The sequence below is a fragment of the Novosphingobium sp. AP12 genome, assembly GCF_000281975.1.
Taxonomy (GTDB): domain Bacteria; phylum Pseudomonadota; class Alphaproteobacteria; order Sphingomonadales; family Sphingomonadaceae; genus Novosphingobium.
This window is the reverse complement of the sequence record NZ_AKKE01000133.1, coordinates 1-25,148: the sequence shown is the minus strand read 5'-3', so window position 1 is coordinate 25,148 and position 25,148 is coordinate 1. Positions and strand designations below refer to the sequence as shown.

Genomic DNA, 25,148 nt, shown 5'->3' with positions numbered 1-25,148 from the left:
CGGCGGTTTTCGCTTGAGGCTTTCCCTGACGCCACCGCGCCTGCATGCACGAAAGCCGATAAATTTCCGTTAATGCGCCGCCTGCATCCGCACCGTTTTGCGGCCGGGCGCGCCGGAATTCAGCCCTTCAGCTTCCAGCCCGACCGCAGCACCACAAATACCACGCCCGCCAGCACCGCATCGAGCAGTCCGAGGCCCAGCGCGCTGTGGAGCACCGCCATGTTGGTATCGCCGATGTCGCTCGCCCCGAGGAAGCCGAAGCGGAAGCCCGAGATCACGTAGAAGAACGGGTTCGCGCGGCTGATCGCCTGGAACAGCGGCGACAGGTTGTCGATCACGTAGAACGTGCCCGACAGCAGCGAGAGCGGGGCGATCACGAAGTTGGTGACCGCCGCGTTGTGATCGAACTTCTCCGCCCAGATCGACGAGAGGAAGCCCAGCAGCGCGAGGAACACCGAGCCCGCGAGCCCGAACCACACCACCGCCCACGGGTGGGCGACCGACATGTCGATGCCCGGCCACAGCAGCATCGCCGCCGACAGCGCGAGGCCCACCAGCACCGCGCGCGTCACCGCGGCGCCGACGATCGCCAGCATCAGCTCGCCCTCGGTGAGCGGCGGCATCAGGAAGTCAATGATGGTGCCCTGGATTTTGCCCGCCAGGAACGAGAAGCTGGAGTTGGCGAAGGCGTTCTGCATCATTCCCATGACGATCAGGCCCGGCGCCACGAAGGTCGCGAAGTTGACGCCCAGCACCTCGCGGCCGCCGCGTCCCAGCGCGACGGTGAAGATCACCAGGAACAGCAGCGTCGTGATCGCCGGCGCCCAGATCGTCTGGGTCTGGACCTTGAAGAAACGCCGGACCTCCTTCATATAAAGGGTCTGGAGCCCCACCCAGTTGACCTGGTGGATCACGGGCTCTCCCTTCGCCGGAAACCGGGTCGAAACGGAAGGGGCCGGATTGCCATTGGGGTCGAGGATCCCGGAGGTGTCCGGCAGCGCAGTCGATTGGGGTTGATCGGGCATGGACCGGCGACTATCGGCTGTAGCCTTCCGAGGCAAGCGGCGCCTGGATATCCGGGGCGATTCTGGGGTGAAATCCCCGGGTGCCCCTCGAAATGATGGAACTGGAATGAGCTGGACGGACGAGCGGATCGAGAAGCTGACCAAGATGTGGGAAGGTGGTTCCACCGCCAGCCAGATCGCGGACGAGCTTGGCGGAGTGAGCCGCAACGCGGTGATCGGCAAGGCCCACCGCCTCGGCCTTAAGGCCCGCCCTTCCCCGGTGAAGGCGAACGAGAAGCCCGCGCGCCCCGCCGCTCCCAAGAAGGTGAAGCCGGTGGAGGCCGCGCCGCCGCCCCGCGCGCCCGAACCGCAGGCCGAGGCACCCGCCGCTCCGGTGAGCCGCGCGGCGCCGCCCGCTCCTGCCGCGCCCGCGCCGCGAAGCCCCGCACCTGCTCCCGCAGCGGCCGATGCCGACGCCCCTGCCCCCGCGCCGGTCTCCGACCGCCCGCGCGTGGTCTCGGTCGGCCCCGGCGGCTTCCTGCGCCAGGGCCCCGGCGACCAGCAGCAGCCGATCCCTCCCGCGCCGCCGCGCCGCCTGATTCCGGCCAAGCCCAGCGCCGAGATCGCCGACAAGACCAGCCTGCTCGACCTCAGCGACCGCGTGTGCCGCTGGCCGATGGGCCACCCGGGCGAGCCGGACTTCCACTTCTGCGGCGAAAAGGTGAACCCGGGGTTCCCCTACTGCGTCGAGCATTGCGGCCGCGCCTACCAGGCCCAGCTGCCGCGCGGCGCCCGCCGCGCTCCCCCGCCGCTGCCCTTCGGCGGTCCGCGGGTCCGCTGATCCGATGAGGGCGGCGGGACGGACGGCCTTGAAGGCGGCGCTGGCGTTCATCGTGCCGCTCGCCCTCTCGCTGTCCCCCGCCGCCGCTCAGGACAGCGCACCGGTCCCTGCCGCAGCGCCGGCGCCGGTCCCGGTCGACTATGCCTACGTCGCGCTGACGACGCCCCAGGGCGTGATCACGCTGGCGCTCGACCGCACCCACGCGCCGGTCACCGCTGCCAACTTCCTGAAGTACGTCGACGGCAAGCGGCTCGACGGCGCCACCTTCTACCGCGCCATGCACCTCGACTGGGGTGACGAGCCCGCCGGACTGCTCCAGGGCGGCCTGCAGGGCGTCAAGGTGCTGCCCCCGATCGCGCACGAGCCCACCAGCGTCACCGGCCTCAGCCACAAGGCGGGCACGATCTCGATGGCGCGCTTCGCGCCCGGCAGCGCGACCGCCGACTTCACGATCATGATCGGCGACCTCACCTCGCTCGACGCCCAGCCCGATTCCGACAACCCCGACACCCGCGCCGGCTTCGCCGCGTTCGGCCACGTCGTCGCGGGGATGGACGTGGTGATGGCGCTGTGGAACGCACCGCTCTCGCCCACCAAGGGCGAAGGCGTGATGCGCGGCCAGATCCTCGAGCCGCCGATCAAGATCATCAGCGCCCGGCGCACGACCGCGCCCTGAGTGGCTACCGGCCCAGCAGGAACACGACGTAGCCCCGGAACTCCGGGTCGCTGGTGAGACCCGCCGGTTCGCGCCAGTCACCGCGCTCGACCAGCCCCACCTTGTAAGGCATGCCGAGCCTGCGAAGGCTGGCCAGATAGCCCTCGTACCCCGGGATCGTGCGCCGCCCCTGGTAGGTCTGCACCACGATCTCGTCGATACTACCCGCCACCTTTGCCAGCGCCTGCGGGTCGCCCCCGGCGCTCCAGTCCATCAGCCCGGTGATCGAGAGCTTCCAGCGCCCGGGCAACCGGCGGCGAAGGTCGGCGAGGAACTGCGCGTACCTCTCCAACCCGCGCGTCGCGGCGTCGAAATCGATCTGCAGGCCGGTCACGCGGTTACCCGAGGCTTGCCACAGCGCCAGCATGCGCAGGACCTCCCGGTACATCGCCTCGCTCCAGTCGAGCCGCTCGACGCGCACGACCAGCCACAGCGCGGGCCCCGGCACATGCGGCACCGCGCGCAGCGGCACGAAGGGACTGTTCGGTCGGTGGCGTACCTCACCCGCCAGCACGTAGACCTCCCGCGCCTGCTTCAGCCACGGAGGCGCTTTTACGCCGGGCCAGAGGAAGAACGCCTGGTACGCGCGGGGATCTACCTTTCCGCCCGCCCGGTCCCCGCAGGCCGCCAGCGCAAGGCTGGAGAGTGCGCCCACCAGCGCGCCTCGGCGGTTCACCAGTAATACTTGAGTTCGCCGGCCCACCGGCTCTTGGGGTAATCGCGCTTGAGGCGCTGGAACCACGCGCGGCGCTGCCCCTCGCTGGCATCCGTGCCGCCGCAGGAATTGATGCGGCTCGGCGCGTAGCACATCACCGAGCGGTAGAGCGCATAGGCGGTGTCGTCCGGCCCGGCGGCGCGGTCTGCCAGCACGGCTGCGTAAAGGGCCGAGCGCGGCATGGGCTTGCCGGGAAACAGCTCCTTCGTACCGCCCAGTTCGTCGGCGGCGGGGTGCGCGTCACCGGCGAGGTAATCGTCGAAGCCGTTGAGGCGCCAGAACTCGGCGAGGCACAGCCGTCCCTTCACGTCGGCGGGCGTGGCGGCGAGCGTCGCGACGGTCTTCGCCAACGCCGGGCAGGCATATTGGTCCTGCCACTTCCCGCGCACGAAGAAGCCGGCGGGCGGGCGCGAATCGGGATCGGGGCTCATCCACGCGCCCTCCCAGCCCTCGCCGACCCAGCCGGAGGTCGAGGCATCGGCGGGAACCAGCCCCAGGTCCCTGCCAACGTCGGCGTAGCGCCCCCGGCTCAGCCCTTTGGCGAGCAGCGTGAACAGCGCGACGTCGCGTTCCACCCGGCCGGCGGCAGCGGCGGTCGCCTGACGGCGCAGCAGGTCCGCGCCAGCCGTGTGCGCCAGGAGCAGCGTGCGGATTTCGGGCTCCGTGACGGGGCTGGAGGGCGCGAAGACGAGGCCGAGGTCGCCGCTGCGCTCCCAGTGCATCGCCAGCGCCAGTTCCACCGCCGGGCGCTGGTAGAGGTCGCGTGCGGCCGGCGCCAGCTGCTGCCAGAAGCCCGGGGCGTTGCGGTCGCCCAGCTTCTCCAGCGCCAGCCCCCGCAGCATCTGCCCGCTGAAGGCAAGCGGGGTGAGGCTTTTGGCGCGCGTACCGTCGGGGACCAGCGCCAGCACGGCGCGGTAGTCGTGCGCGACGTGGTAGGCGAAGCTCGCCTGCAGGAAGGCGTAGAGGTCCGGCGCCTTGGCGAAGGCGGGCTTCTGCGCTGCGAGCTCTCCTGCGGTCAGCGCCGGGGGGATGGTCGAGACCAACGTGGGCCGCTCGTCCTCTCCGTAACGGCGCATGCGCACGAGATCCCAGGTCGCCAGCAGCAGCGGTGCGTCGGGGTCGTTGCCCAGCCCGGTGCCGAACAGGACCTTGCTCTCCACTTCCTCCAGCAGCGCCGGGGCCTGCGGGTCCAACGGAGACTGCGCCGCCAGAAGGCCGGAATAGCTGCGCGCGAGGCCCGGCCCCTCGCCCAGCAACCACGCCGCACGGCGCGTCAGGCCCGAGGCGGAGGCGGCGTAGCGGCCCTTGGGGTAGGCGGAGAGATAGTCCTGCAGCGCCGCCCGGGCGCGGGTGGCGGAGGGGCGGTCGACCTTGTCGCCGCCAGCGTAGCCACCCCATTCGTCGAAAGCCCCGACCTGGGCAGCGGCAAGTTCGTTGCGGGCCACCATGTAGCGCCCGGTTTCCGCCAGCCACGGGTCCTTCGAGCGGGAGAGGCCGGCGAACAGCTTGCCGGCAGAGGCGAAATCGTCGGCGTAGAAGGCGCGGGCGCCTTGCAGGTAGGCAAGGTATTCGCGCCCCGGCGCGCTGCTCGCGGCGGGCCAAGCCGCCGGGCCCTTGTCACCGTCGCAGGCCGGTTTCACGAGGTCGCGCGCGGCGGCCAGGGTTTCGCGCTCCTCGGGCCTGACGCCCTTGCTCGCGGCGAGCGCGGCGCGGAAGGCGGCCCCGCCGCTGGCGAGGGTCTGGCAGCGCGAGCCGGCGTAGTCCTGCGCCGTCTCGTCGGCGGGGGCCTGCCCGGCGGGCCAGAAGGCGGACTGGAGTTCGTCCCAGCCGAGGAAGACGTGGCCGAAATCGCCGTTGCCCCAGTCCTGCTCGGGATAGGCCAGCTTGCCCGGCGAGGACAGCCCGGCGCGGTCGCGCAGCAGGAAGGCAAGGTTGACGCGGGTGTCGTTGCGCGGGCCGATCACGGCGCTGCCGGCGCATTCGAAGGCGGAGGTCGCGAGCGTCCAGCCAGGCGTGCAGCCGTAGTCCCCGCTCGCCCCTGCGGCAGTGGGCCACGCCGCCAGCGCCATGAGCGCGCCCCCCGCCAGTGCCACTCGCTTCATCCGGTCCTCTCCGCTTCAGGCTCAGTGTTTCGACGTAGCTCCGGGAATGCAAGCCGCAACCGGGAGGGGGGTTCCAACGAAAAAGGGCCGCGCCTTGCGGCGCGACCCCTTTCCTGATGCCTTGATGGCTCCGGACCTATCAGTCTTCCTTGAGGAAGGCCGGCAGGTGGTCGGGGTTGCCGCCTTCGCTGCCGCCGCGCGGGCCACGGTCGCCGCCGCCGCGGGGACCACGATCGCCGCCACCGCGAGGACCGCGATCGCCGCCGCCTTCGCGGCGCGGGCCACGACGGTCACCGCCGCGATCGCCGCCACCGCTGCGCGGACCGCGATCGCCGCCTTCGCGGGGCTCACGTGCCGGACGGGTGTCTTCCAGCTCAGCGCCGGTCTCCTGGTCGACGACGCGCATCGACAGGCGAACCTTGCCGCGCGGGTCGATCTCGAGGACCTTGACGTAGACGGCCTGGCCTTCCTTGACGACATCGGTCGGCTTTTCCACGCGCTCGTTCTTCATTTCGGAGACGTGGACGAGACCGTCCTTGCCGCCCATGAAGTTCACGAAGGCGCCGAAGTCGACGATGTTGACGACCTTGCCCTGGTAGACCTTGCCGACTTCCGCTTCCTCGACGATGCCGAGGATCCACTTCTTGGCGGCCTCGATCTGCGCGATGTCGGACGACGAGATCTTGATCACGCCCTCGTCGTCGATGTCGACCTTGGCGCCGGTCTCGGCGACGATCTCGCGGATGACCTTGCCGCCCGTGCCGATGACGTCACGGATCTTCGACTTGTCGATCTGGATCGTCTCGATGCGGGGAGCGTGAGCCGACAGTTCGCTGCGCGAGGAACCGAGGGCCTTGGTCATTTCACCCAGGATGTGCGCACGGCCGGCCTTGGCCTGCTCGAGCGCCTTGCCCATGATCTCGCGCGTGATGCCCGCGATCTTGATGTCCATCTGCATCGTGGTGATGCCGACTTCGGTGCCCGCGACCTTGAAGTCCATGTCGCCGAGGTGGTCCTCGTCGCCCAGGATGTCCGACAGGACCGCGAAGTCCTTGCCTTCCAGGATCAGGCCCATGGCGATGCCCGAGACCGGGCGTACCAGCGGCACGCCGGCGTCCATCATCGAGAGCGAACCGCCGCAGACGGTGGCCATCGAGGACGAACCGTTCGACTCGGTGATGTCCGAGAGAACGCGGATCGTGTAGGGGAAGTCTTCCTTGGCGGGCAGCACCGGGTGCAGCGCGCGCCATGCCAGCTTGCCGTGGCCGACTTCGCGGCGGCCCGGGGCGCCGAAGCGGCCGACTTCACCGACCGAGTAGGGCGGGAAGTTGTAGTGCAGCATGAACGACGAGTACGACAGGCCTTCGAGGCCGTCGATCATCTGCTCCGATTCCTTGGTGCCAAGGGTGGTGGTGCAGATCGCCTGGGTTTCGCCGCGGGTGAACAGCGACGAACCGTGGGTGCGCGGCAGGAAGCCGACGATCGCTTCGATCGGGCGGACCTGGTCGAGCTTGCGGCCGTCGATGCGCTTGCCGTCCTTGAGGATGGCGCCGCGAACGATGTCCGCCTCGACCTTCTTCATGGACTTGATGGCGACCATCTGGGTCTGCGGGGTCTCGTCCGAGAACGCTTCCTTGGCCCTGGCGCGCGCGGCGTTCAGGGCGTTGGAACGGGCCGACTTGTCGGTCAGCTTGTAGGCTGCGGCGACGTCCTTGCCGACGACCTTCTTGAGCTTCGCCTTGATGTCGGCGGTGCTGTCCGAAAGATCGACTTCCCAAGGCTCCTTGGCGGCCTTTTCGGCCAGGTCGATGATGAGGTTCACGACCTTCTTGATCTCGTCGTGCGCGTACACGACGGCGCCCAGCATGACCTCTTCGGTCAGTTCCTTGGCTTCCGATTCCACCATCATCACGGCGTCGCCGGTGGCGGCGACGACGAGATCGAGGCTGCCTTCCTTGAGAGCGACGTCCTGCTTGGGGTTCAGCGTGTATTCGCCATCGACGTAGCCGACGCGCGCGGCGGCGATCGGGCCCATGAAGGGCACGCCCGAGATGGTCAGCGCGGCCGAAGCGGCGATCATCGCCAGGACGTCGGCCTCGGTGTCGCCGTCATAGCTCAGGACCTGGGCGATGACGTTGATTTCGTTGTAGAAACCTTCGGGGAACAGCGGGCGGATCGGACGGTCGATCAGGCGGCTGGTCAGCGTTTCCTTTTCGGTCGCGCCGCGCTCACGCTTGAAGAAGCCACCGGGGATGCGGCCGGCGGACGAAAACTTTTCCTGGTAGTGGACGGTCAGCGGGAAGAAGTCCTGGCCTTCCTTCACCGACTTGGCGGCGGTCACGGCGCACAGCACCACGGTTTCGCCGTAGGTGGCGAGGACTGCACCATTCGCCTGGCGAGCGATGCGGCCGGTTTCCAGGGTGAGGGTCTTGCCGCCCCACTCCATGCTTACGGTTTTGACGTCGAACATAAGATTTTCCTCGACCCACCGGCCCTATTGCAACGGCGGGGCTTACTGCCGGGGTACCGTCCCGGTCCGGTGCGGGGCTTTTTCTGAGGCCCCAGAGCCCCCCGCCGAATTGCGGGGATACTCGTAAATCTAGGTCTTTCCCGGCGGGGTCCGGGACGATGCCCAGATACCACGCCGCGGGTCTCAAATGCAAAACGGCCCGCCGAGGCGGGCCGTCGTTCGATCTTACTTACGCAGACCGAGCTTCTGGATGAGCGAGTTGTAGCGCGCCACATCCTTTTTCTTGAGGTAGTCCAGCAGCGAGCGGCGCTTGTTGACCATGGCCAGCAGACCGCGACGCGAGTGGTTGTCCTTGTGGTGAGCCTTGAAGTGCTCGGTCAGGTTCTTGATGCGTTCGGTAAGGATCGCGACCTGGACTTCCGGGCTGCCCGTGTCGCCAGTGGCGCGGGCGTTGTCCGTGATGATATCCAGCTTCTTCTCAGGGGTAACCGACATTCAATTCACTCCGCGACATCCGATAGATTGAAGCCCCTGGAAACGCGGACGCTGCCGTCCGAAAGCTCCACCAGCGCGACAGGGATCATTCCCTCCCGCGCCATATAGAGCCCGTCTTCATGGGGCATTCCGGTCAGAACGCGGCCCTGTCGGACCGCCCTTGCCTGCTCCGGGTCGAGGTCGATGGCCGGGATGTCGTCCAGCCCCGCCTCCAGCGGCAAGAGTATCTGTTCAAGAGGCGCGCCCTTACCCACTTCGTTCAATTTGTCCAGCGAAATCGCCTGAGACAGAAGGAACGGACCGGCCTGCGCGCGGCGCAGCATCGTGACCGTGCCGCAGGAACCGAGGGCCTGCGCGATGTCGCGCGCCAGGCTGCGGATATAGGTGCCCTTGGAGACTTTGGCGAGGAGCGTCGCGCCTTCCTCCGGGTCGAAAGCCTCCAGTCGGAGGTCGTAAATCGTCACGTCGCGCGACTTCAACTCGACCTCGACGCCTGCCCGCGCCAGATCATAGGCCCGCTCCCCGTCGATCTTGAGCGCCGAATAGGCGGGCGGCACCTGCGCGATCGGCCCGGTGAAGCGTTCCAGCACCGCCTCGACCTCGGCCTGCGAGGGCCGCACGTCGCTGGTGGCGATGACCTTGCCCTCGAGGTCGAGCGTGTCGGTCTCCTCGCCGAAGCGCACGGTGAACAGGTACGCCTTGCTGGCATCGAGCATGCGCCCGGTCAGCTTGGTCGCCTCGCCGATCGCGATCGGCAGGACCCCGGTGGCGAGCGGGTCGAGGGTGCCGCCGTGGCCGACCTTGACCTTCTTGCCGAAGCCCGCCTCGCGCAGGTTGCGCTTGACCGCGGCCACCGCCTGCGTCGAGCCGAGGCCCAGCGGCTTGTCGAGAATGATCCAGCCGTGGGGCATCACACCGACTCCTTGGGCCAGGCGAGCCGCCGGGCATAATCCGCGACCGCATGGGGCCACAGGACGCACAGGGCGTCGAAATTCTCGAGGTCGCCCGCGTAGAGCGCGCGGGTCGCTTCCTCGTAGCCGGGCCGGTCGCCCGCCATGACGGTGAGGAAGCGGCAGGCGGCGTCGAGGCACTCACGCTCGCTGCGCCCGGCGCGCATCGCGGCTTCGGCCAGCTTGCGCAAGGTCACCGAGGCGCCGCCGGGCTGCGCGGCGAGCCATTCCCAGTGTCGGGGCAGCAGCGTCACCTCGCGCGCCTCGACGCCGAGCGCCGGACGGCCGCGCGGACGCGGCGCCGGTTCGGCCAGATCGAGATCGACCTGCCGCCCGGTGTCGTCGTCGAAGGCGAGCAGGTCGCTGCTGCGGGCGACGGGTCCGATCTCACGCAAAAGTCCGGCGAAATCGCCGGGCGTCCCGCGCGCGATCACTTCATTTTTGTAGAACAGGGTCAAAGGCATGGGCAGCCCCCTACATTTACCCGGGTTAAATTGTCAATACATCCGGGTAAAATACCGGGCAGCGCGATTTTCCTACACCGCGCCAGGCTGCTACGTTCGCGCAGGTTCTTTCACATCGTCGAGATCGCCCCGCCCCGCCCCTTCAAGGAAGCGTGCGTGCGCATGTACTTAATCAACTAACCCCTACCGCCCCAACGCCTCGCTGAAATGCCGGCGGCACAGTGCGACGTAACGGTCGTTTCCACCGATTTCCGTCTGCGCCCCTTCGCTCACCGCGCGCCCCGCTTCGTCGACCCGCAGGTTCATCGACGCCTTGCGCCCGCAGTGGCACACCGCCTTCAGCTCGACCAAGCTGTCGGCGATGCCCAGCAGCACGGCCGCGCCGGGAAACAGCTCGCCCCGAAAGTCGGTGCGCAGCCCGTAGCAGAGCACGGGAATGTCCGCCTTGTCGGCAAGATCGGCGCATTGCCAGACCTGCGTGGGCGTGAGGAACTGCGCCTCGTCCACCAGCACGCAGGACAGCGGCTCGACCGCGTGAGCGGCGCAGACCTGCTCGAACAGGTCGGTCCCGGCGGCGAAGCGGTTAGCGCCTGCGTGGAGGCCGATGCGGCTCTCGATGGCGTGACCGGCATCGCTCCGGTCATCGAGTGCGGCGGTCCACAGCATCGTGCGCATGCCCCGCTCGCGGTAGTTGAAGTCCGCCTGCAGCAGCGTCGTCGATTTGCCCGCGTTCATGCTGGCATAGTAGAAATAGAGCTTGGCCATCCGCGCTGGGGATAACACCGCATGAGCCGGCGCGCACGGGGCCCGGCGGGCTTCTCCCCGGCGCGATTGGGCTTAACACTCCGCTTCAAGACTGAGACCCGCAAGGGCGCGCGTCGAAAGGGAAAAACGGATGTGGCGGGACCGGGCATGAAGAGAGTGATCGCCGCGCTGGCGGGCTTCGCACTGCCGGCAATCGTCGCCGCCTATCTCAAGCTGGCTCCGCTGGGCGGCAGCCTGGCTCCGCTCGATGTGCTGGCCTCGCGGATCATCGCCATCCAGGGCCGGGACATCGCGGTGCTGGCGCTGCTGGGTCTGGGCGTCATCCTGGCGGCACTCGCGGCGCTGGTATTCGGGCAGAGCGGAACGAAGCAGCGCCGGATCGGCACGGAGCCACTCATCGAGCCGATGGCGACCTGGACGCCCGAGCCGCTCGCGGGCGATGCCATGCCCGGCGACCGGATAGCCGGCCTGCGCCGCCGCGCCCTGCCCGATGAGGAGCCCGCGCCCGCGCCGGTCGAGGCGGAACCTGCCGCGCCGCCGCCGCCCGTGATCCTGATTCGCAAGCCCCGCGAACCTGGTCGCGACTGGTTCTCCGACGCTAGCTGGCTGGGCGGATTGCCGAAGCTCGGCGATGCACCGTGGCCCCGCGATGCCGGCGGCGTGCCCGTGCCGTTCGCAGCGCAGATCGACCTCGCCGACCTCGCCTTCGCCGCACCGGGCGCCGCGCTGCCGACCTCTGGCTCGCTGGCGTTCTTCCTCGGCAGCGGCGCGGTCATCGCCGTGCCGGACGGCGAGCACGGCTTCGCGGAGCCGCCGGCCGACCTGCCGCCCGCGTTCGACGAAGGGGGCCAGCCCTTCCCTGCCACGCCGGGCCGCCTCAGCCGCTGGTTCTTCCCGTTCTGGCCGGTTGAGCTCACCCCGCTCGATCTGCCCGAAAACCTCCGCCACCACGGCGACCTCTTGCGCGAGACGGCGATCGAGGAAGCGATGGCGAGCCAATTGCAGCGCGTGGCTCCGCTCCGCGATCACCCCTTCTACGCCGCCGGCGTCGGCGCGCCGGTCGAGGCGCTGTGGTGGCATTCGGTCATCCACCTCACCGACCAATTGCACGAAGCGCTCGCCGCCTGCGCGCGTCCGATCGCCATGCAGCGCGCCGCGCTCGAACAGAAGCTGGGTGCGCTTGCGCAGCTCGAGGCCAACCCTGCCGCGACTGCCGATGCAGTAGAGCATGCCCGGCAAACGGCAGACTATCTTGCAGAGGAGCTCGAGGAAACGGAGGCACAATGTGCCGCTCTGCCGGACATGGTCGAGGCGCTGGAAGGCTTCATTGCCGGCCGCGATCCCTGGACGCAGCTCTCGCCGGAGGAATTGGACGTCGTCGCGGACCTGCTGTCGGAAGTGCACGAACGCTTCGGCGAACTGGTCCGCCACCACGTCCCCGGCTCGCTGGCGCAGCTGGCAACATTGTCGGTCCGCGCCATGGTGTCAGGCCCGCCCGAAGCTCTCGCCGCCCTACCCGGCGACGTGCTGGAGCGGATCAACGCCGACTACCGCCTTCCCCCGATCGACCAGCACCAGATATTCGGCCTGCCCGCCCGCCGCGCCGCACGCAGCGAACATGACGGCGACATCCTGCTCCTGCAGCTGGGCTACGACGACATGATGGAATGGTGCTGGGCAGAGGGCGGGCTCTACCAGTTCCGGATCGCCCCGCAGGATGCCGCCGCCGGCAACTGGAGCGCGGCGAGCCTGACGTTCAGGGACAGCTGAGCGCCGCGCTCAACTCCGCGCCTCGGCCAGCAGGATTTCCGCAAGGCCCTCCTGCCGCGTGTTCATGACCTGATGGCCGGCGTCGATCCGCGTGATCCGCCGGGCGTGGAGCCGGTCCGCGAAGCGCTCCTGCCATTCGACCGGCAGGGCCATGTCGCGCAGGGCGATCACGTAGCTCGAGGGGATGGCGCGCAGGTGGTCGTAGCGCCAGTCGCTCCAGCCATAGGCGCTGGCGGGCCAGCCGTCCTTGCCCAGCCCTGAGAGGAACGTCGCGGCCTCGGCCTCGTCCATGTCGTTGCAGAACATCACCGCATAGCGCTCCGCCTCGGGGACGGGCGGAAAGCCGACCTCATCGGGACTCGAACCTCGCGGGCCACGGCCCATCTGGTCGAGCGTGGTCAGGCCCGCGAGCGGCGCTGAGCAGGTCACGTAGACCAGCTTGCCGATGAGCCCTGCTGGCGCCAGCTCGGCCATGTGCGGGATCGTCATCCCCGCCTGAGAGTGGCCCACGAGCATGACGTCGGAAAGGCCGGCTGCCTCGATGTCGGCGACCAGTTCGGCGGTGGTATCGACAAACGCATAGCCCGTGGTGTCGACCCCGCGCTTTGTCCCGCAGCCGGGCGCGTCGAGGGCGAGGCACCGGGCGGCGCCGTCCGACTGCCGGGCGATGGCGGCGATGGTCTGGTCCCAGACCCAGCTGCCCTGCCCGCCGCCGTGGAGGAATACGATGTCGCGCATGGCCGATCTCCCGCTGTTCTCGCGGCGAGGGTAGCCGACCGAACGGGAAGCGAAAGACGGCCCCCTGCTAATCGTCCGGGCGGTGCGCCCCAATCAGTCTTCGGAAGGTTCACCCTCGAGGTCGCGCTTCACGCGCGGGTCGTTGAGCAGCGCATCGATGCGGCTGGCCTCATCGAAGCTCTCGTCGGCGCGGAACTGGACCTTGGCCGCGAACTTGAGCCGGAGCCGCTGCGCCACTTCGCGCTGGAAGTAGGCCGTGTGCGTGCGGAGGGCCTTGAGCACGATCTCCTCGTCCTCGCCCAGCAAAGGCTTCACGTAAACGTTCGCCACGCGCAGGTCCGGCGTCATCCGCACTTCCGTGACGGAGACGGTGTGCGCGCTGAGCGTTGCGTCACGCACCTGCTGGCGGGTGAGGATCTCGGAGATGACGTGGCGCACCTGCTCGCCCACCTTCAGGAGGCGGACGGAGTGCTGCTCGGGGGTAAACTGCTGTGCCATGCGTCAGGTCCATGTGGGTCAACCGCGACAATTTGCAACAATTGATTACGCCTCCATCGCCCCCCTCCGGCGTTATCCCGATCGAAACGCACGACAAAAAAGGAGTCGCCAATGAAGACCTTCACCGCAGTCCTCGCCGCCGTCGCGGTGGTCGCACCCGCCCTCGTCGCCGCGCCCGCCATGGCCCAGCCTTCGCACCAGAGCAGCCACCGGCAGACCAAGACAGTGGTGACCAAGAAGACGACGACCTACAAGACCTTCCGCAAGGGTGACCGGTTCGACCGGAACCATGCGCGCAATTACCAGCAGGTCGACTACCGCAAGTATCGCAACGTCAAGGCGCCGCCGCGCGGCTACCACTACGTCCGTTCGGGCAACGACTTGCTGCTGGTCGGCATCACCAGCGGTATCGTTTCGGCCGTTACCGCGGGCATGTTCCGCTAACCCCGCGGCATGAGGGGCTGCCCATCAGGCGGCTGCCCCTCATGCCATCTTGGCGTGTATCCGCGCCAGCGAGCGCACATTGCGCGCCGTGCCCCGGCACCCGAGCCGCCGCTCGATGAAGGCGTTCGTCAGCTTCGAAGCCCCCGCTCCGTCGACGTAATCGATGTAGAGCGAGCGGGGCCCCAGCGCGATCTTTTCCGGCCCCCTGCCCGCATGATCCGCCACCAGCTTGTCGAAGGGCGCCCGCTCCGCCTCGCGTTCGAGGAACAGGGTATGGACGTAGTGGTCCTGCCCGATCCCGGTGAAGGGGTTGTCCTCCACCGCCGCGCGGACCTCGTCGGCATTGCGCACGGCCGCGAAAGTCTTCAGGTCGAACCGCTCCAGCATCATGTGCGCGAACAGGTCTTCCAGACCCTCGGTCGGCCGGTCGTCGAAGTCGAACAGGACGTTTCCGCTGGCGACCACCGTCTCGACGTTCTCGAACTCCTCGCGCTCGAACGCATAGCGCAGGTCCGCCATGGTGATGCGGTTACCGCCGACGTTGATCGAAGCGAAGAAGGCGCAGTAGCGGGTCATCTTGAAAATTCCGGCAAAGGGTGTAGGTTCATCGGATCACGATCGTTTGAATTGTCATCCGACCTTCCGAGCCCGGGCGTTGCAGCGTCCGGGCTCTTTCCATATCGGAGGCTGACGTTGCAGCGCCAGCCTCCTTACCGGTTACTTGCGACCCGGCTCAATGAGCTTGATCATCAAGGTGACGAAGCCGACCACCAAGGTCGCCACGCCGATTACCAGAATCACGATAGTATGTATGTCCATCCGTTTTCACCTCCCTTTCCGTCGCAGGTCGCGACCGGGAAGGCATAGGCGAGCGCGCATGGATGCCTGCGGTTAAATTCCTGATACTCAGGCCCACCAAAGACAAAGGCCACCGCCGGGTTTCCCCGGCGATGGCCGCATGTCTGTTTCAGGCCGGTGGCCTCAGCCGACGGTGCGTTCGCGCTCCGTGACCTCGAAGACTTCGAGCATGTCGCCCGGCTTGATGTCGTTGGTGTCGGCCAGGACCACACCGCACTCCAGACCGGCGCGGACTTCGTCCACATCGTCCTTGAAGCGGCGCAGCGACTGGATGAGCGTCTTCGAAACGATGACGTCCTGACGCGTGAGACGGGCGTTGATGCCCTTGCGGATGTAGCCGTCGGTGACGAGCAGGCCCGCCGCCTTGTCCTTCTTGCCGGCCGGGAAGACCTGCTTGACCTCGGCGCGGCCGACGACGGTTTCGATCCGCTCCGGACCCCAGATGCCGGCCATCTGCTTGGCGACTTCCGCCGTCAGTTCGTAGATGACGTCGTAGTACATCATCGGCGTCTTGGTCTTCTGCAGCTGCTCGCGCGCCTTGGCGTTCGGGCGGACGTTGAAGCCCACGATCGGCGCGCCGCTGGCGGCTGCCAGCGTCACGTCGGACTCGGTGATCGCGCCGACCCCGGAGCTGAGGATGCGGACCTTGATCTCGTCGTTCGACAGGTTGTTCAGCGCGGCGTTGATTGCCTCGACCGAACCCTGCACGTCGCCCTTGATCACGACCGGATACTCGATGACCTGCTGCTTGGCGGCCAGCGCCGAGAACATCGTCTCGATGTTGGCCGGAGCCGTGGCGGTGCGCTTGGCGGTCGCCTGTTCCTGACGGTAGGACGAGACCTCACGGGCACGCGCTTCGCTGTCGACCACGGTGAGCATGTCACCCGCCATCGGCACGCCGCCGAGGCCGAGGACCTCCACGGGCATCGAAGGAGGAGCCGACTTGACCTGGCGGCCCTTGTCGTCGAGCATCGCGCGAACGCGGCCGCTCTCGGTGCCCACGACGAGGATGTCGCCGACCTTCAGGGTGCCGCGGTTGACCAGAACGGTCGCCAGCGGGCCCTTGCCCTTGTCGAGCTTGGCCTCGATCACGGTGGCTTCCGCCTCGCGATCGGGGTTGGCCTTGAGTTCCATGAGCTCGGCCTGGAGCAGGATCTTCTCGATCAGGTTGTCGAGGCCGAGGCCTGTCTTGGCCGAAACCTCGACGTCCTGGACGTCACCGGACATTTCCTCGACCACGATCGAGTGCTCGAGCAGGCGCTCGCGCACCTTCTGGGCATTGGCCTCGGGCTTGTCGATCTTGTTGATCGCCACGATCATCGGCACGCCGGCGGCCTTGGTGTGATTGATGGCCTCGACCGTCTGCGGCATGATGCCGTCGTCGGCCGCCACCACCAGCACCACGATGTCCGTGACGTTGGCGCCGCGCATGCGCATCTGCGTGAACGCGGCGTGGCCCGGGGTATCAAGGAAGGTGACGAGATCGCCGCCCTTGGTCTTGATCTGGTAGGCGCCCATGTGCTGGGTGATGCCGCCCGCTTCGCCGCGCACCACGTCGGTGCCGCGAAGAGCGTCGAGCAGGCTCGTCTTGCCGTGGTCGACGTGGCCCATGATGGTGACCACCGGAGCGCGGGGCTTCAGCGTTTCCTCGGGATCGACGTCGGTCGTCGTGTCGATGTCGACGTCGCTTTCCGACACGCGCTGGATGTTGTGGCCGAATTCCTCGACCAGCAGCTCCGCCGTGTCCTGGTCGATCGTCTGGTTGACGGTGACCATCATGCCCAGCTTGAAGAGCGACTTGACGAGGTCGGCGCCCTTCTCGGCCATGCGGTTGGCCAGTTCCTGGACGGTGATCGCCTCGGGGACGATCACGTCGCGGACCTGCTTCTCGCGCTGCTGCTGCGAACGACCGCCGTAGCTGGAGCGGCGCTCCTTCTCGCGGGCACGCTTGAGCGCGGCGAGCGAACGGGCGCGGGCGCCCTCGTCGTCGTTGAGCGCGCGGGTCACGGTCAGCTTGCCGGACTGGCGACGATCGCCGCCGGCGCCCTTGCCGCGTTCACCGCCCTGCTGCGGAGCGGGGCGCGCGGGAACGGCGCCCTTCTTGGCAGCGTCGGGACGCTTGGCAGCGGCGCCTGCACCGCTGGTGGCGGCGGCGGGAGCCTCGGTCGTTCCGGCAGCCGGTGCAGCAGCGGGCTCGGGCTTGCGGGGCTCGGGACGCTGCACCGGGGTGAAGCGGCGAGCGGCCGGAACCGGCGTGAAGGTCCGCGGAGCGGGAACCGGCGTCGGTGCTTCCACTGCGGCGGCAGCAGGCTCGGCAGCCTTGGCGACAGGCGCTTCCGTGACGGGCGCTTCCACCGCGGGTGCTGCTTCGGCAACCGGCGCGGCAGGGGCCGCGTCGGCTACGGGCGCAGCTTCCTGGGCGGCCGGAGCCGGCTCGGGCGTTGCTTCAGGAGCCGGCGCGGAGGCCGCTGCAGCAGCAGCTTCGGCTTCGCGGCGGCTTTCCTCGGCGCGGCGCTTCTCGTCCTCGATCGCGCGCAGGCGGGCTTCCTGGTCGCGGCGATTGTTCTCTTCCTGGGAGGCCAGGCGATCTTCCTCGGCCTCGCGCTGAAGACGCGCGACGCGCTCCTGCGGGGTCTCGTTGGACGGCGCGGGGCGCTTGGCGACCGGGGCGGGCGCAGGGCGCTGCGGCGCGGGCGCCGGGGCAGCCGGAGCGGGCGCAGGCGCGGCGGCGGCCGGGGCGGGAGCCCCCTCGACGGTTTCGCCGGGCTTGCCGATCAGCTTGCGGCGCTTCACCTCGACCACCACCTTGTTGGTGCGGCCGTGGCTGAAGGTCTGCTTGACCTCACCCGCTTCCACCGAGCGCTTAAGCCCAAGCGGCTTGCGGCCCAGGGTCGGTTTGTTGTCGGTCTCGCTCATAATTCTCGTCTTCGCCCTTCGGTCAATTCGTCGTCACGGACGCGGCATCGAGTGCCGCTCCGTTGCCATCATCCATGTCGGTCGCGCCGGAATCCCGACACGGGACCTGCCCTTGGAAATGCAGGAGGCGCTGTAGCTGCGATTCGACTCGTTGAGCCGATCCACGGTCGTTCAGCGCCAGGTGAACGACGTTGTCGCGGCCCAATGCCACAGACAGCGTCTCTCGGTCCAGAGGCAAGCGAATGCCCCGCAGACCCGATCCTTCTTCGTCGCGCCCCACCCGCCATGCCTGGTCGAGCTTGCGCGAGCCGTCTTCGCTCGCGTCGGCGGCGTGGGCGAGCCATTCGACCTTACCTTCCCGCGCGTTCTGCGCGATGCGGTCCGATCCCATGAGCAGCTTGCCCGATTTCAGTTCGAGCCCCAGCCGGTCGGTCAGCGAGCGGGTGAGCCCAGCCTCGATCCGGTCGGCGAGGTCTTCGGGGATGCTGAGCGCCGCTCCTTTATAGGCGCGCGCCAGTGCTCCCTTAAGTTTGCCCTTCGAGATCGCTTTTTCAAGGTCTGCGCGAGAAACGCCGATCCACGCGCCGCGCCCGGGGGCACGCGCGTGGACGTCCGGGAGCACGAGACCGTCCGGCGAGATCGCCAGACGGACGAATGCGTCCCGCGCAGCTTTCCCACCGGAGAGGATGCAGGTCCTCTCCGCCTTCGCGCCGTCGATGTCGGAGCTTACGCGATCATTGCGAGGAATCCGCATCGGCGGCCTCCTCTGCTACCGGCTCGTCTTCGAACCAGTGGGCGCGCGCGGCCATGATGATTTCGTTGCCCTGTTCTTCGTTCAGGCCGTACTCGCCGAGCACGCCGCCCTTGTCCTCGTCGCGCGCGGCGCGGCGGTTGACCGTGCCGTCGCGGCGACGCTGCTCGGTGCGCTTCTTGGCGATGAGCTCGTCGGTGGCGAGGTCGGCCAGGTCGTCGAGCGTCTTGATGCCGCCCTTGCCCAGCGTGACCAGCATCGCCTCGTTGAGATGCGGCAGCTCGGCCAGCGCATCCTCGACGCCCAGCGCACGGCGCGCCTCGCGGTTAGCGTCCTCGCGGCGCTCGAGCGCCTCGTGGGCACGGCTCTGCAGTTCCTCGCCGAGTTCCTCGTCGAAGCCTTCGATCGCGGCCAGTTCGGCGATGTCGATGTAGGCCACTTCCTCCAGCTCACTGAAGCCTTCGGCCACCAGCAGCTGCGAGAGGGTCTCGTCGACGTCGAGTTCTTCCTCGAACATCTTCGAGCGCTCGGTGAATTCCTTCTGGCGCTTCTCCGAGGACTCGGCCTCGGTCATGATGTCGATCTGCGAGCCGGTCAGCTGCGAGGCGAGACGCACGTTCTGGCCGCGGCGGCCGATCGCCAGCGACAGCTGGTCGTCGGGCACCACCACTTCGATACGGCTCTCTTCCTCGTCGATGACGACGCGGCTGACGGTCGCGGGCTGGAGCGCGTTGACGACGAAGGTCGCGGTGTCCTCGCTCCAGGGGATGATGTCGATCTTTTCGCCCTGGAGTTCCTGCACGACGGCCTGGACGCGGCTGCCCTTCATGCCAACGCAGGCGCCGACCGGGTCGATCGAGGAATCGTTGCTGATGACGCCGATCTTGGCGCGCGAGCCCGGGTCGCGGGCGGCGGCCTTGATCTCGATGACGCCGTCGTAGATTTCGGGCACTTCCTGCGCGAACAGCTTCTTCATGAAGTCCGGGTGCGCGCGGGAAAGGAAGATCTGCGGGCCGCGGTTCTGGCGCTCGACACGCAGCACGATGGCGCGCACGCGCTCGCCGACGCGGGCCGCTTCGCGCGGGATCTGCTGGTCGCGGCGGATCACGCCCTCGGCGCGGCCGAGGTTGACGATCACGTGGCCGAACTCGACCGACTTGATGACGCCGGTGATGACTTCGCCGGCGCGGTCCTTGAATTCCTCGTACTGGCGGTCACGCTCGGCGTCGCGGACCTTCTGGAAGATCACCTGCTTGGCCGACTGCGCGTCGATGCGGCCGAGGTCCACCGGGGGCAGCGGGTCGACGATGAAGTCACCCAGCGCCGCGCCCTTCTGGAGCTTTTCGGCCTGCTTGAGGTCGACCTGCTTGAAGTAGTCCTCGACTTCCTCGACGACCTCAACGACGCGCCACAGGCGCAGATCGCCGGTGCGCGGGTCGAGCTTCGCGCGGATGTCGTTCTCGGCACCGTAACGGTTGCGGGCCGACTTCTGAATCGCTTCTTCCATCGCCTCGATGACGATCGACTTGTCGATCATCTTCTCCGACGCGACGGAATTCGCGATCGCGAGCAGCTCGGCGCGGTTGGCGGAAATCGCACTGGCCATGGCTTAGTCTTCCTGTTCCTCAAGAATGTCGTCTGCGCCGCTGGTGTCCAGCGGGCGGCTTGCTGCGATCAGCTTGTCCGTCAGGATAAGCCGAGCCGAGAGAATGTTTTCCAGCGGGAAACTGACCACACCGGACTTGCGGTCGTCGACGGTGACGACGTCACCCTCGATGCCGACCAGATCGCCGTGAAGGCCCTTGCGGTTGCCTTCGATCGGTTCGACCAGGTTCACCTTGACCTCGTGACCACCCCACTTGGCGTAATCCTTGGGACGGGTCAGCGGACGGTCGATGCCCGGCGAGCTGACTTCAAGCCGGTAGGCTTCCTCGATCAGGGTCTCGCCGGCGGCTTCCAGCACGTCCATGCGGTCCGAAATGCGGTGCGAAAGCGCCGCGCAATCGTCGAGCACGAGCTGCCCGGTGGCCGGGTCCTCGGCCATGATCTGCAGCGCGATCTCGTCGTCGCCGACCTCGCTCTTGCCGAAAACGCGCACGCGCACGAGATCGAAGCCCAGGGCCTTGACCTCCGGTTCGATCACTTCGGTAAGGCGTACGATATCGACCAAATGGAACTCCAGATCAGCGCATGTATGACAACGCGGTTTCGCGCCGGCCCCTTCCCGGCGCCAGCCCAACCTTGTTTCACCATGTCGGGATGAGGGCCAGATAGGCGCGATTCTGGAAAAAGGCAAGGGGGTGGTTGGGGGTGCTATGGCCCAAATAAATTAGAAGCCGGAGATGAGCATATCCAAAGCATTCCCGACGGTCAGATCATGGTCGCGCAGCGAGGTCACTTTCAACTGCAGTTCCGATGACGGGATCGAAGCAGCAAGTTGAGGCAACATGACATAATCGCGGCCTTCGATTGTGAAAATCGGATTGAGCCGCGCGACAGGTTTGGGCGCCTCGCCGCAAGACAACAATGGAACCACAAACCTCGTACCGAAATCGCTCAGTAGGTCCGCCTGGCAATCCAGCACGAGGCCGCCGCCATCTTGCAGTCGATACACATCGAACTTGGGCATTAGAACCGGCGGAACCGCGCCAATGGCACGCCATTTTGTTCGACATAAGCATTGAACGACGCAATGGCTTTGGCGTTTTCATGGCGCCACCGCTTATCCCGCGTCTCAACGATCTGCTCTGCCAATCCGCGCTCGCAAGCGCGCGATATGTTTATGTCCAGATCGCGGGCCTGCTCGATCAGCGAGGCATCCAGCGAGACGTTTGTCGCTCTGCGAACTGAAGAAGTAGCAGCCTTGGGCATCGACCCTCACTTTCATGCGCATTATATATGCGCATTCTCGCCACTTCAATAGCGTCTCACAAACTTGCATCTCACGCTACCCCCCCTGGCTCAACAAGTCGCGGCAGCCTTGCTAACCCCTGCCCTGATGCAGCCCGTGCTTCTTCAGGCAGTGGCGGAGCTGGTCATAGGTCAGGCCGAGCGCGCCGGCGACCTTGCGCTGGTTCCAGCGGAGGCGCTCCAGCGTGGCGAGGACGAGACTGCGTTCGTGGGCCTCGACGGCGGCGCGCAGGGAGGTCGGGGTGCCAGGCGTTTCGGGCTGAACTGCGGGGCGCGATAACGGAGGCTCGGCGGGCGATGGCATGACCCACGGACTGGCGAAGGGGTCGAACACCACTTCGCCGATGGGGCCGTTCTCGTCGCCCCAGCGGTAGACCGCGCGCTCGACCACGTTGCGCAGTTCGCGCACGTTGCCGGGCCATTCGTGGGCCTCCAGCGCGTCCATCGCGGGATCGGAAAAGCCGGGCCAGCGGCCCCACTCCAGCTCGCTGGCCATGCGGCGGCCGTAGTAATCCGCGAGTTCGACGACGTCGCCTTCGCGGGCGCGGAGCGGCGGCAGGGTGATGACCTCGAAGCTCAGGCGATCGAGCAGGTCGGCACGGAAGGTACCGGCATCGGCCATGCGCGGCAGGTCGGCGTTGGTGGCGGCGACGATGCGCACGTCGACCGTTACCGGCCTCGACGAGCCGATGCGCACGACCTCGCCGTACTCGATCGCGCGCAGCAGGCGCTCCTGCGCGCCCATCGAGAGGTTGCCCAGTTCGTCGAGGAACAGGGTGCCCCGGTCCGCCTCCTCGAAGCGGCCGGCGCGGGCGCGGGTGGCGCCGGTGAAGGCGCCCGCCTCGTGGCCGAACAACTCCGCCTCGATCAGCGTCTCTGGCAGCGCCGCGCAGTTGAGCGTGACCAGCGGCTCGCCCCAGCGCGGGGAGAGGTGGTGGAGGCGCTGGGCGATCAGTTCCTTGCCGGTCCCCCGCTCGCCGATGACGAGCACGGGGCGGCGCACGGCGGCCGCACGGCTGGCCCGCTCGACCGCGTCGAGGAAGGCCGTGGATTGGCCGACGAACTGATGGTCACGCTCCATTCCCAATAATTAGCGAAATTCGCCGTTCATTGGCAATTCATTTTGAAGGCAGATCCTCCGCAATAGAGGAAAATGGCAGATTTCCGCCGCCCGCCAGGTTTGGCACGGTCATTGCGATACGTTCGGCAAGCAAGAGTTCAGGACCAAGGACACCACGCCATGCCGTCGAGCACCGCCAGCACCGCACCTCACCAGGGCCTCGCACCGGCCCGCTCCGTTCCCCAGCGCTCCACCCTGGCGCGCACCAAGCTGGACTGGGCGATCATCGCCAGCCTGCTGGCGATGGGGGCGCTCAACCTCTACGTGATGGCCGACCAGTTCGGCCCAACCAAGGCCTATGCGGCGCCGGTGAAGACCCACGCCTGCGGAGCGCCGCTGGCATGAGCAGGCTCGACGCGGAAATCGAAGTGCTCCAGAACACGCCGGCCGTCGAGGCCCGCGCCTACCGCTACGACACATTCCAGGATGCCGGCCATGCCGCCCGTCCTTCGCCCAAGTATTTCGCACGAGGAACCACCGCCATGGGCATCTTCTCCCGCACCCGCGACATCGTCGCCGCCAACTTCAACGACCTTCTCGACAAGGCCGAGGACCCGGCGAAGATGATCCGCCTCATCATCCTCGAGATGGAGGAGACGCTGGTCGAGGTGCGCACCAGCAGCGCCCGCACGATCGCCGACCAGAAGGAACTGCGCCGCCACGTCGGCAAGCTCGACAAGCTGCAGGCGGACTGGGCCGACAAGGCGCAGCTCGCGCTCAGCAAGGGCCGCGAGGACCTCGCCCGCGCCGCGCTGATGGAGCGTAAGAAGGCCGCCGACATGGCCGAGCAGCTCGCCGCCGAGACTCTCGTGCTCGACGATGCCCTGCGCGCCTACGAGGCCGACATCGAGAAGCTGCAGACCCGCCTTCGCGAGGCCCGCAGCCGTCAGTCGTCCATTGCTGCACGGTTGCAGAGCGCCGAGAATCGCGTCAAACTGCGCACTTTGCTGTCGAGCGAGCGTGTCGACGAGGCGATGGCCCGCTTCGACCAGCTCGAGCGGCGCGTGGACTACGCGGAAGGCCGCGCCGAGGCGATGAGCCTCTCCGACCACCGCCAGCCGACGCTCGCCGAGGAAATCGCCGCGCTCGCGGATGGCGACACGATCGATGCCGAACTGGCGGAGATGAAGCGCGCCATGGATAGCCAGGCCGCCAAGACTTCGCCCCAGCAGTAAGCGCGTCATCCAGGGAAAGGGAAAACCAGTGTCACGCGGACATTTCTATCTCGACAAGTCGAACGCCAAGCTCGCCGGCGTGTGCTCGGGCATTGCGGACTACACGGGGGTGGACGCCCTCTGGGTCCGCCTCGCCGCGGTGCTGCTGCTGGTGTTCGGATTGCCGATCGTGATCCCCATCTACATCGCCATCGCCGTGCTCGCCGACAAGCGCCCGATGGGGCTCTACAGCGAGGAGGAGGAGATGCGCCTGCTGCGCCGGATGGAACGCCGCCGCGCGAAGAAGGGCCTTTCCTCGCCCAGCACGCTGTCGTCCTCCTCGCCGCGCCTGCGCACCGACCTGTCCGACATGGACCGCCGGATCGCCGACATGGAAGCGCACTACTCGAACAGCAACTCGCGCCTCGCCGCCGAGATAGACTCTCTGCGCTGAGCGCACATCCGGGTAATTGGGGACACATTCGATGGAAGACGCAATCTGGGTGCTGATCCCGCTCGCACCGTTCATCATGGGCGGCTTCGCGATCTGGACCAAGCACCAGCGCAAGCTCGCCGAGCTGCAGATCGAGGCCACGGCCGAGAAGGCCGCGCAATACGCCTCGCACTCGCGCGAGCTCGAGGAGCGGGTGCGCGTGCTCGAACGCATCATCACCGACGGCGGCTACGATACCGCCCTCCAGATCGAGGCCCTGCGCGACACGCGCGAGGTCGAGGCACGCCGCGCCGAACCGGCGGCGGTGCGCCGGTGAGCTACGACGCAGTCCTGGGCCTGTCGACGGTCATGGGCACCGTCGTCGCCGTCGCCACCACGATCTCGGGCGCCTACAAGCGTCGCCTCGCGTTCATGGAGCGCAAGCTCGAACTCGCCGCCGATGCCGGCACCGAGAAGGCTGCCCAGGTTGCCGCACGGTACGCCGCCCACAGCAGCGAACTGGAAAATCGCGTGCGTGTCCTCGAAAGGATCATTACGGATGGGGGCAACGGTCACGACATCGCCCGGCAGATCGAGGCGCTGCGTGACACGGGCCGCGTATCGGAGGTGACCACGCAATGAGCTTCTGGACTGCCGTCGTCGTGCTGTTCGCGATCGGGTGCGTCACCTGGCTGAAGGCCCAGCGCTACCGCGCGCTGGGGGATCGCCGCAGCGCACAGGGCGAAGGCTACGACCACACCGCGCGCGAACACGAGCTCGAGCGCGAGGTGGATGCCATGCGCAAGCGCATCATCGTCCTCGAACGCATCGCCACCGACGAGAAGCGCGGCAGCGACCTCGCCCGCGAGATCGAGTCGCTGCGGGAGTGAACCACCGTCATCCCAGCTTGCGCTGGGAAGACGGCGCTTGACATTTATAACCATTTAGGTTATATGGCCCAGCATCCGCCAGCCGAAGTACAAGGCCTGGCAGTGTTTTCGGGTCGACGTCATGGCGGAGGGTCGCGAGTTCAAG

28 protein-coding genes are annotated in these 25,148 nt (G+C 67.6%); 10 read left to right on the top strand and 18 right to left on the bottom strand.

The annotated features are described in order from the left end of the window. Positions 1-119: 119 nt before the first annotated feature. Positions 120-1,025, bottom strand: a complete 906-nt coding sequence (locus PMI02_RS19410) for an ABC transporter permease (protein ID WP_007686039.1) — start codon at positions 1,023-1,025, stop codon at positions 120-122. Positions 1,026-1,131: 106 nt separating this feature from the next. On the opposite strand from PMI02_RS19410, the gene PMI02_RS19405 reads away from it, so the two are divergent. Both PMI02_RS19405 and PMI02_RS19400 read left to right on the top strand, forming a co-directional pair. Beyond that, the gene (locus PMI02_RS19405) at positions 1,132-1,845 is read left to right on the top strand and encodes a GcrA family cell cycle regulator (protein WP_007686036.1); all 714 of its coding nucleotides are present in this window, start codon (positions 1,132-1,134) and stop codon (positions 1,843-1,845) included. Positions 1,846-1,873: 28 nt separating this feature from the next. Then, positions 1,874-2,521, top strand: a complete 648-nt coding sequence (locus PMI02_RS19400) for a peptidylprolyl isomerase (RefSeq protein WP_007686033.1) — start codon at positions 1,874-1,876, stop codon at positions 2,519-2,521. Between the two features lie 4 nt (positions 2,522-2,525). Here PMI02_RS19400 and PMI02_RS19395 read toward each other — a convergent pair whose 3' ends face one another. From PMI02_RS19395 to PMI02_RS19365, 7 genes are all read right to left on the bottom strand, one after another. After that, a complete protein-coding gene (locus PMI02_RS19395) occupies positions 2,526-3,236 on the bottom strand; it encodes a DUF3142 domain-containing protein (RefSeq protein ID WP_202948634.1) in 711 nt (236 codons plus the stop codon). After that, positions 3,233-5,377 carry a hypothetical protein gene (locus tag PMI02_RS19390; protein ID WP_007686029.1) on the bottom strand — a complete coding sequence of 715 codons (2,145 nt, stop codon included), beginning with the start codon at positions 5,375-5,377 and terminating at the stop codon, positions 3,233-3,235. The genes PMI02_RS19395 and PMI02_RS19390 overlap by 4 nt, the downstream gene beginning before the upstream one ends. A gap of 139 nt (positions 5,378-5,516) precedes the next feature. Next, a complete protein-coding gene (pnp, locus tag PMI02_RS19385; protein WP_007686027.1) occupies positions 5,517-7,847 on the bottom strand; it encodes a polyribonucleotide nucleotidyltransferase in 2,331 nt (776 codons plus the stop codon). Positions 7,848-8,072: 225 nt separating this feature from the next. Next, positions 8,073-8,342, bottom strand: a complete 270-nt coding sequence (gene rpsO / locus PMI02_RS19380) for a 30S ribosomal protein S15 (RefSeq protein WP_007686026.1) — start codon at positions 8,340-8,342, stop codon at positions 8,073-8,075. A gap of 5 nt (positions 8,343-8,347) precedes the next feature. Further along, positions 8,348-9,253: a tRNA pseudouridine(55) synthase TruB gene (truB, locus tag PMI02_RS19375; RefSeq protein WP_007686024.1), complete on the bottom strand. Its 906-nt coding sequence runs from the start codon at positions 9,251-9,253 to the stop codon at positions 8,348-8,350. After that, positions 9,253-9,756: a DUF2239 family protein gene (locus PMI02_RS19370; protein ID WP_007686023.1), complete on the bottom strand. Its 504-nt coding sequence runs from the start codon at positions 9,754-9,756 to the stop codon at positions 9,253-9,255. The genes truB and PMI02_RS19370 overlap by 1 nt, the downstream gene beginning before the upstream one ends. A 183-nt stretch (positions 9,757-9,939) precedes the next feature. After that, positions 9,940-10,521, bottom strand: coding sequence for a thymidine kinase (locus PMI02_RS19365; protein ID WP_007686022.1), 582 nt, complete (start codon positions 10,519-10,521; stop codon positions 9,940-9,942). Positions 10,522-10,668: 147 nt separating this feature from the next. Between PMI02_RS19365 and PMI02_RS19360 the strand changes: the two genes are divergently transcribed. Then, on the top strand, positions 10,669-12,291 hold the full coding sequence (locus PMI02_RS19360) for a DUF1963 domain-containing protein (RefSeq protein WP_036504593.1): 1,623 nt from the start codon (positions 10,669-10,671) through the stop codon (positions 12,289-12,291). Between the two features lie 9 nt (positions 12,292-12,300). Here the strand turns inward: PMI02_RS19360 and PMI02_RS19355 are convergent, their stop codons facing one another. Next, the gene (locus PMI02_RS19355) at positions 12,301-13,029 is read right to left on the bottom strand and encodes an alpha/beta fold hydrolase (RefSeq protein ID WP_007686020.1); all 729 of its coding nucleotides are present in this window, start codon (positions 13,027-13,029) and stop codon (positions 12,301-12,303) included. 93 nt (positions 13,030-13,122) lie between these two features. Then, positions 13,123-13,527, bottom strand: a complete 405-nt coding sequence (rbfA, locus tag PMI02_RS19350) for a 30S ribosome-binding factor RbfA (RefSeq protein WP_007686019.1) — start codon at positions 13,525-13,527, stop codon at positions 13,123-13,125. Between the two features lie 111 nt (positions 13,528-13,638). Between rbfA and PMI02_RS19345 the strand changes: the two genes are divergently transcribed. Further along, complete coding sequence (locus PMI02_RS19345) at positions 13,639-13,971, top strand: RcnB family protein (protein WP_007686018.1); 333 nt, start codon at positions 13,639-13,641, stop codon at positions 13,969-13,971. Between the two features lie 39 nt (positions 13,972-14,010). On the opposite strand, the gene PMI02_RS19340 is transcribed toward PMI02_RS19345, so the two are convergent. The 8 genes from PMI02_RS19340 to pspF form a co-directional block, all read right to left on the bottom strand. Beyond that, complete coding sequence (locus PMI02_RS19340; protein WP_007686017.1) at positions 14,011-14,547, bottom strand: DUF1697 domain-containing protein; 537 nt, start codon at positions 14,545-14,547, stop codon at positions 14,011-14,013. A gap of 405 nt (positions 14,548-14,952) precedes the next feature. After that, entirely contained in the window at positions 14,953-17,745 is a 2,793-nt protein-coding gene (gene infB / locus PMI02_RS19335; RefSeq protein WP_007686014.1) for a translation initiation factor IF-2, read from the bottom strand. A gap of 22 nt (positions 17,746-17,767) precedes the next feature. After that, entirely contained in the window at positions 17,768-18,499 is a 732-nt protein-coding gene (locus PMI02_RS19330) for a DUF448 domain-containing protein (RefSeq protein ID WP_007686012.1), read from the bottom strand. After that, positions 18,480-20,102 (bottom strand): transcription termination factor NusA, encoded by a 1,623-nt coding sequence (gene nusA, locus PMI02_RS19325; protein ID WP_007686011.1) that lies wholly within the window; start codon positions 20,100-20,102, stop codon positions 18,480-18,482. Before nusA ends, PMI02_RS19330 begins: the two co-directional genes overlap by 20 nt. 3 nt (positions 20,103-20,105) lie before the next feature. Continuing rightward, positions 20,106-20,666, bottom strand: a complete 561-nt coding sequence (gene rimP, locus PMI02_RS19320; protein ID WP_007686008.1) for a ribosome maturation protein RimP — start codon at positions 20,664-20,666, stop codon at positions 20,106-20,108. Positions 20,667-20,825: 159 nt separating this feature from the next. Next, positions 20,826-21,125: a CcdB family protein gene (locus PMI02_RS19315; protein ID WP_007686006.1), complete on the bottom strand. Its 300-nt coding sequence runs from the start codon at positions 21,123-21,125 to the stop codon at positions 20,826-20,828. Then, entirely contained in the window at positions 21,125-21,367 is a 243-nt protein-coding gene (locus PMI02_RS19310; RefSeq protein ID WP_036504588.1) for a type II toxin-antitoxin system CcdA family antitoxin, read from the bottom strand. Before PMI02_RS19310 ends, PMI02_RS19315 begins: the two co-directional genes overlap by 1 nt. 112 nt (positions 21,368-21,479) lie before the next feature. Next, positions 21,480-22,487: a phage shock protein operon transcriptional activator gene (pspF, locus tag PMI02_RS19305; protein ID WP_007686005.1), complete on the bottom strand. Its 1,008-nt coding sequence runs from the start codon at positions 22,485-22,487 to the stop codon at positions 21,480-21,482. A 159-nt stretch (positions 22,488-22,646) separates the two neighbouring features. On the opposite strand from pspF, the gene PMI02_RS19300 reads away from it, so the two are divergent. Genes PMI02_RS19300 through PMI02_RS19275 form a run of 6 tightly spaced genes read left to right on the top strand, consistent with a single transcriptional unit; the run spans position 22,647 to position 25,003 of the window. Beyond that, a complete protein-coding gene (locus PMI02_RS19300) occupies positions 22,647-22,871 on the top strand; it encodes a hypothetical protein (RefSeq protein WP_007686004.1) in 225 nt (74 codons plus the stop codon). Next, entirely contained in the window at positions 22,868-23,701 is an 834-nt protein-coding gene (pspA, locus tag PMI02_RS19295; protein WP_007686003.1) for a phage shock protein PspA, read from the top strand. Before PMI02_RS19300 ends, pspA begins: the two co-directional genes overlap by 4 nt. Positions 23,702-23,729: 28 nt before the next feature. After that, positions 23,730-24,134, top strand: a complete 405-nt coding sequence (locus PMI02_RS19290; protein ID WP_007686002.1) for a PspC domain-containing protein — start codon at positions 23,730-23,732, stop codon at positions 24,132-24,134. A 31-nt stretch (positions 24,135-24,165) separates the two neighbouring features. Next, positions 24,166-24,450, top strand: coding sequence for a hypothetical protein (locus PMI02_RS19285; protein WP_007686001.1), 285 nt, complete (start codon positions 24,166-24,168; stop codon positions 24,448-24,450). Continuing rightward, entirely contained in the window at positions 24,447-24,755 is a 309-nt protein-coding gene (locus PMI02_RS19280; protein ID WP_007685999.1) for a hypothetical protein, read from the top strand. The genes PMI02_RS19285 and PMI02_RS19280 overlap by 4 nt, the downstream gene beginning before the upstream one ends. Beyond that, positions 24,752-25,003, top strand: a complete 252-nt coding sequence (locus PMI02_RS19275) for a hypothetical protein (protein ID WP_007685996.1) — start codon at positions 24,752-24,754, stop codon at positions 25,001-25,003. Before PMI02_RS19280 ends, PMI02_RS19275 begins: the two co-directional genes overlap by 4 nt. Positions 25,004-25,148: the final 145 nt, after the last annotated feature.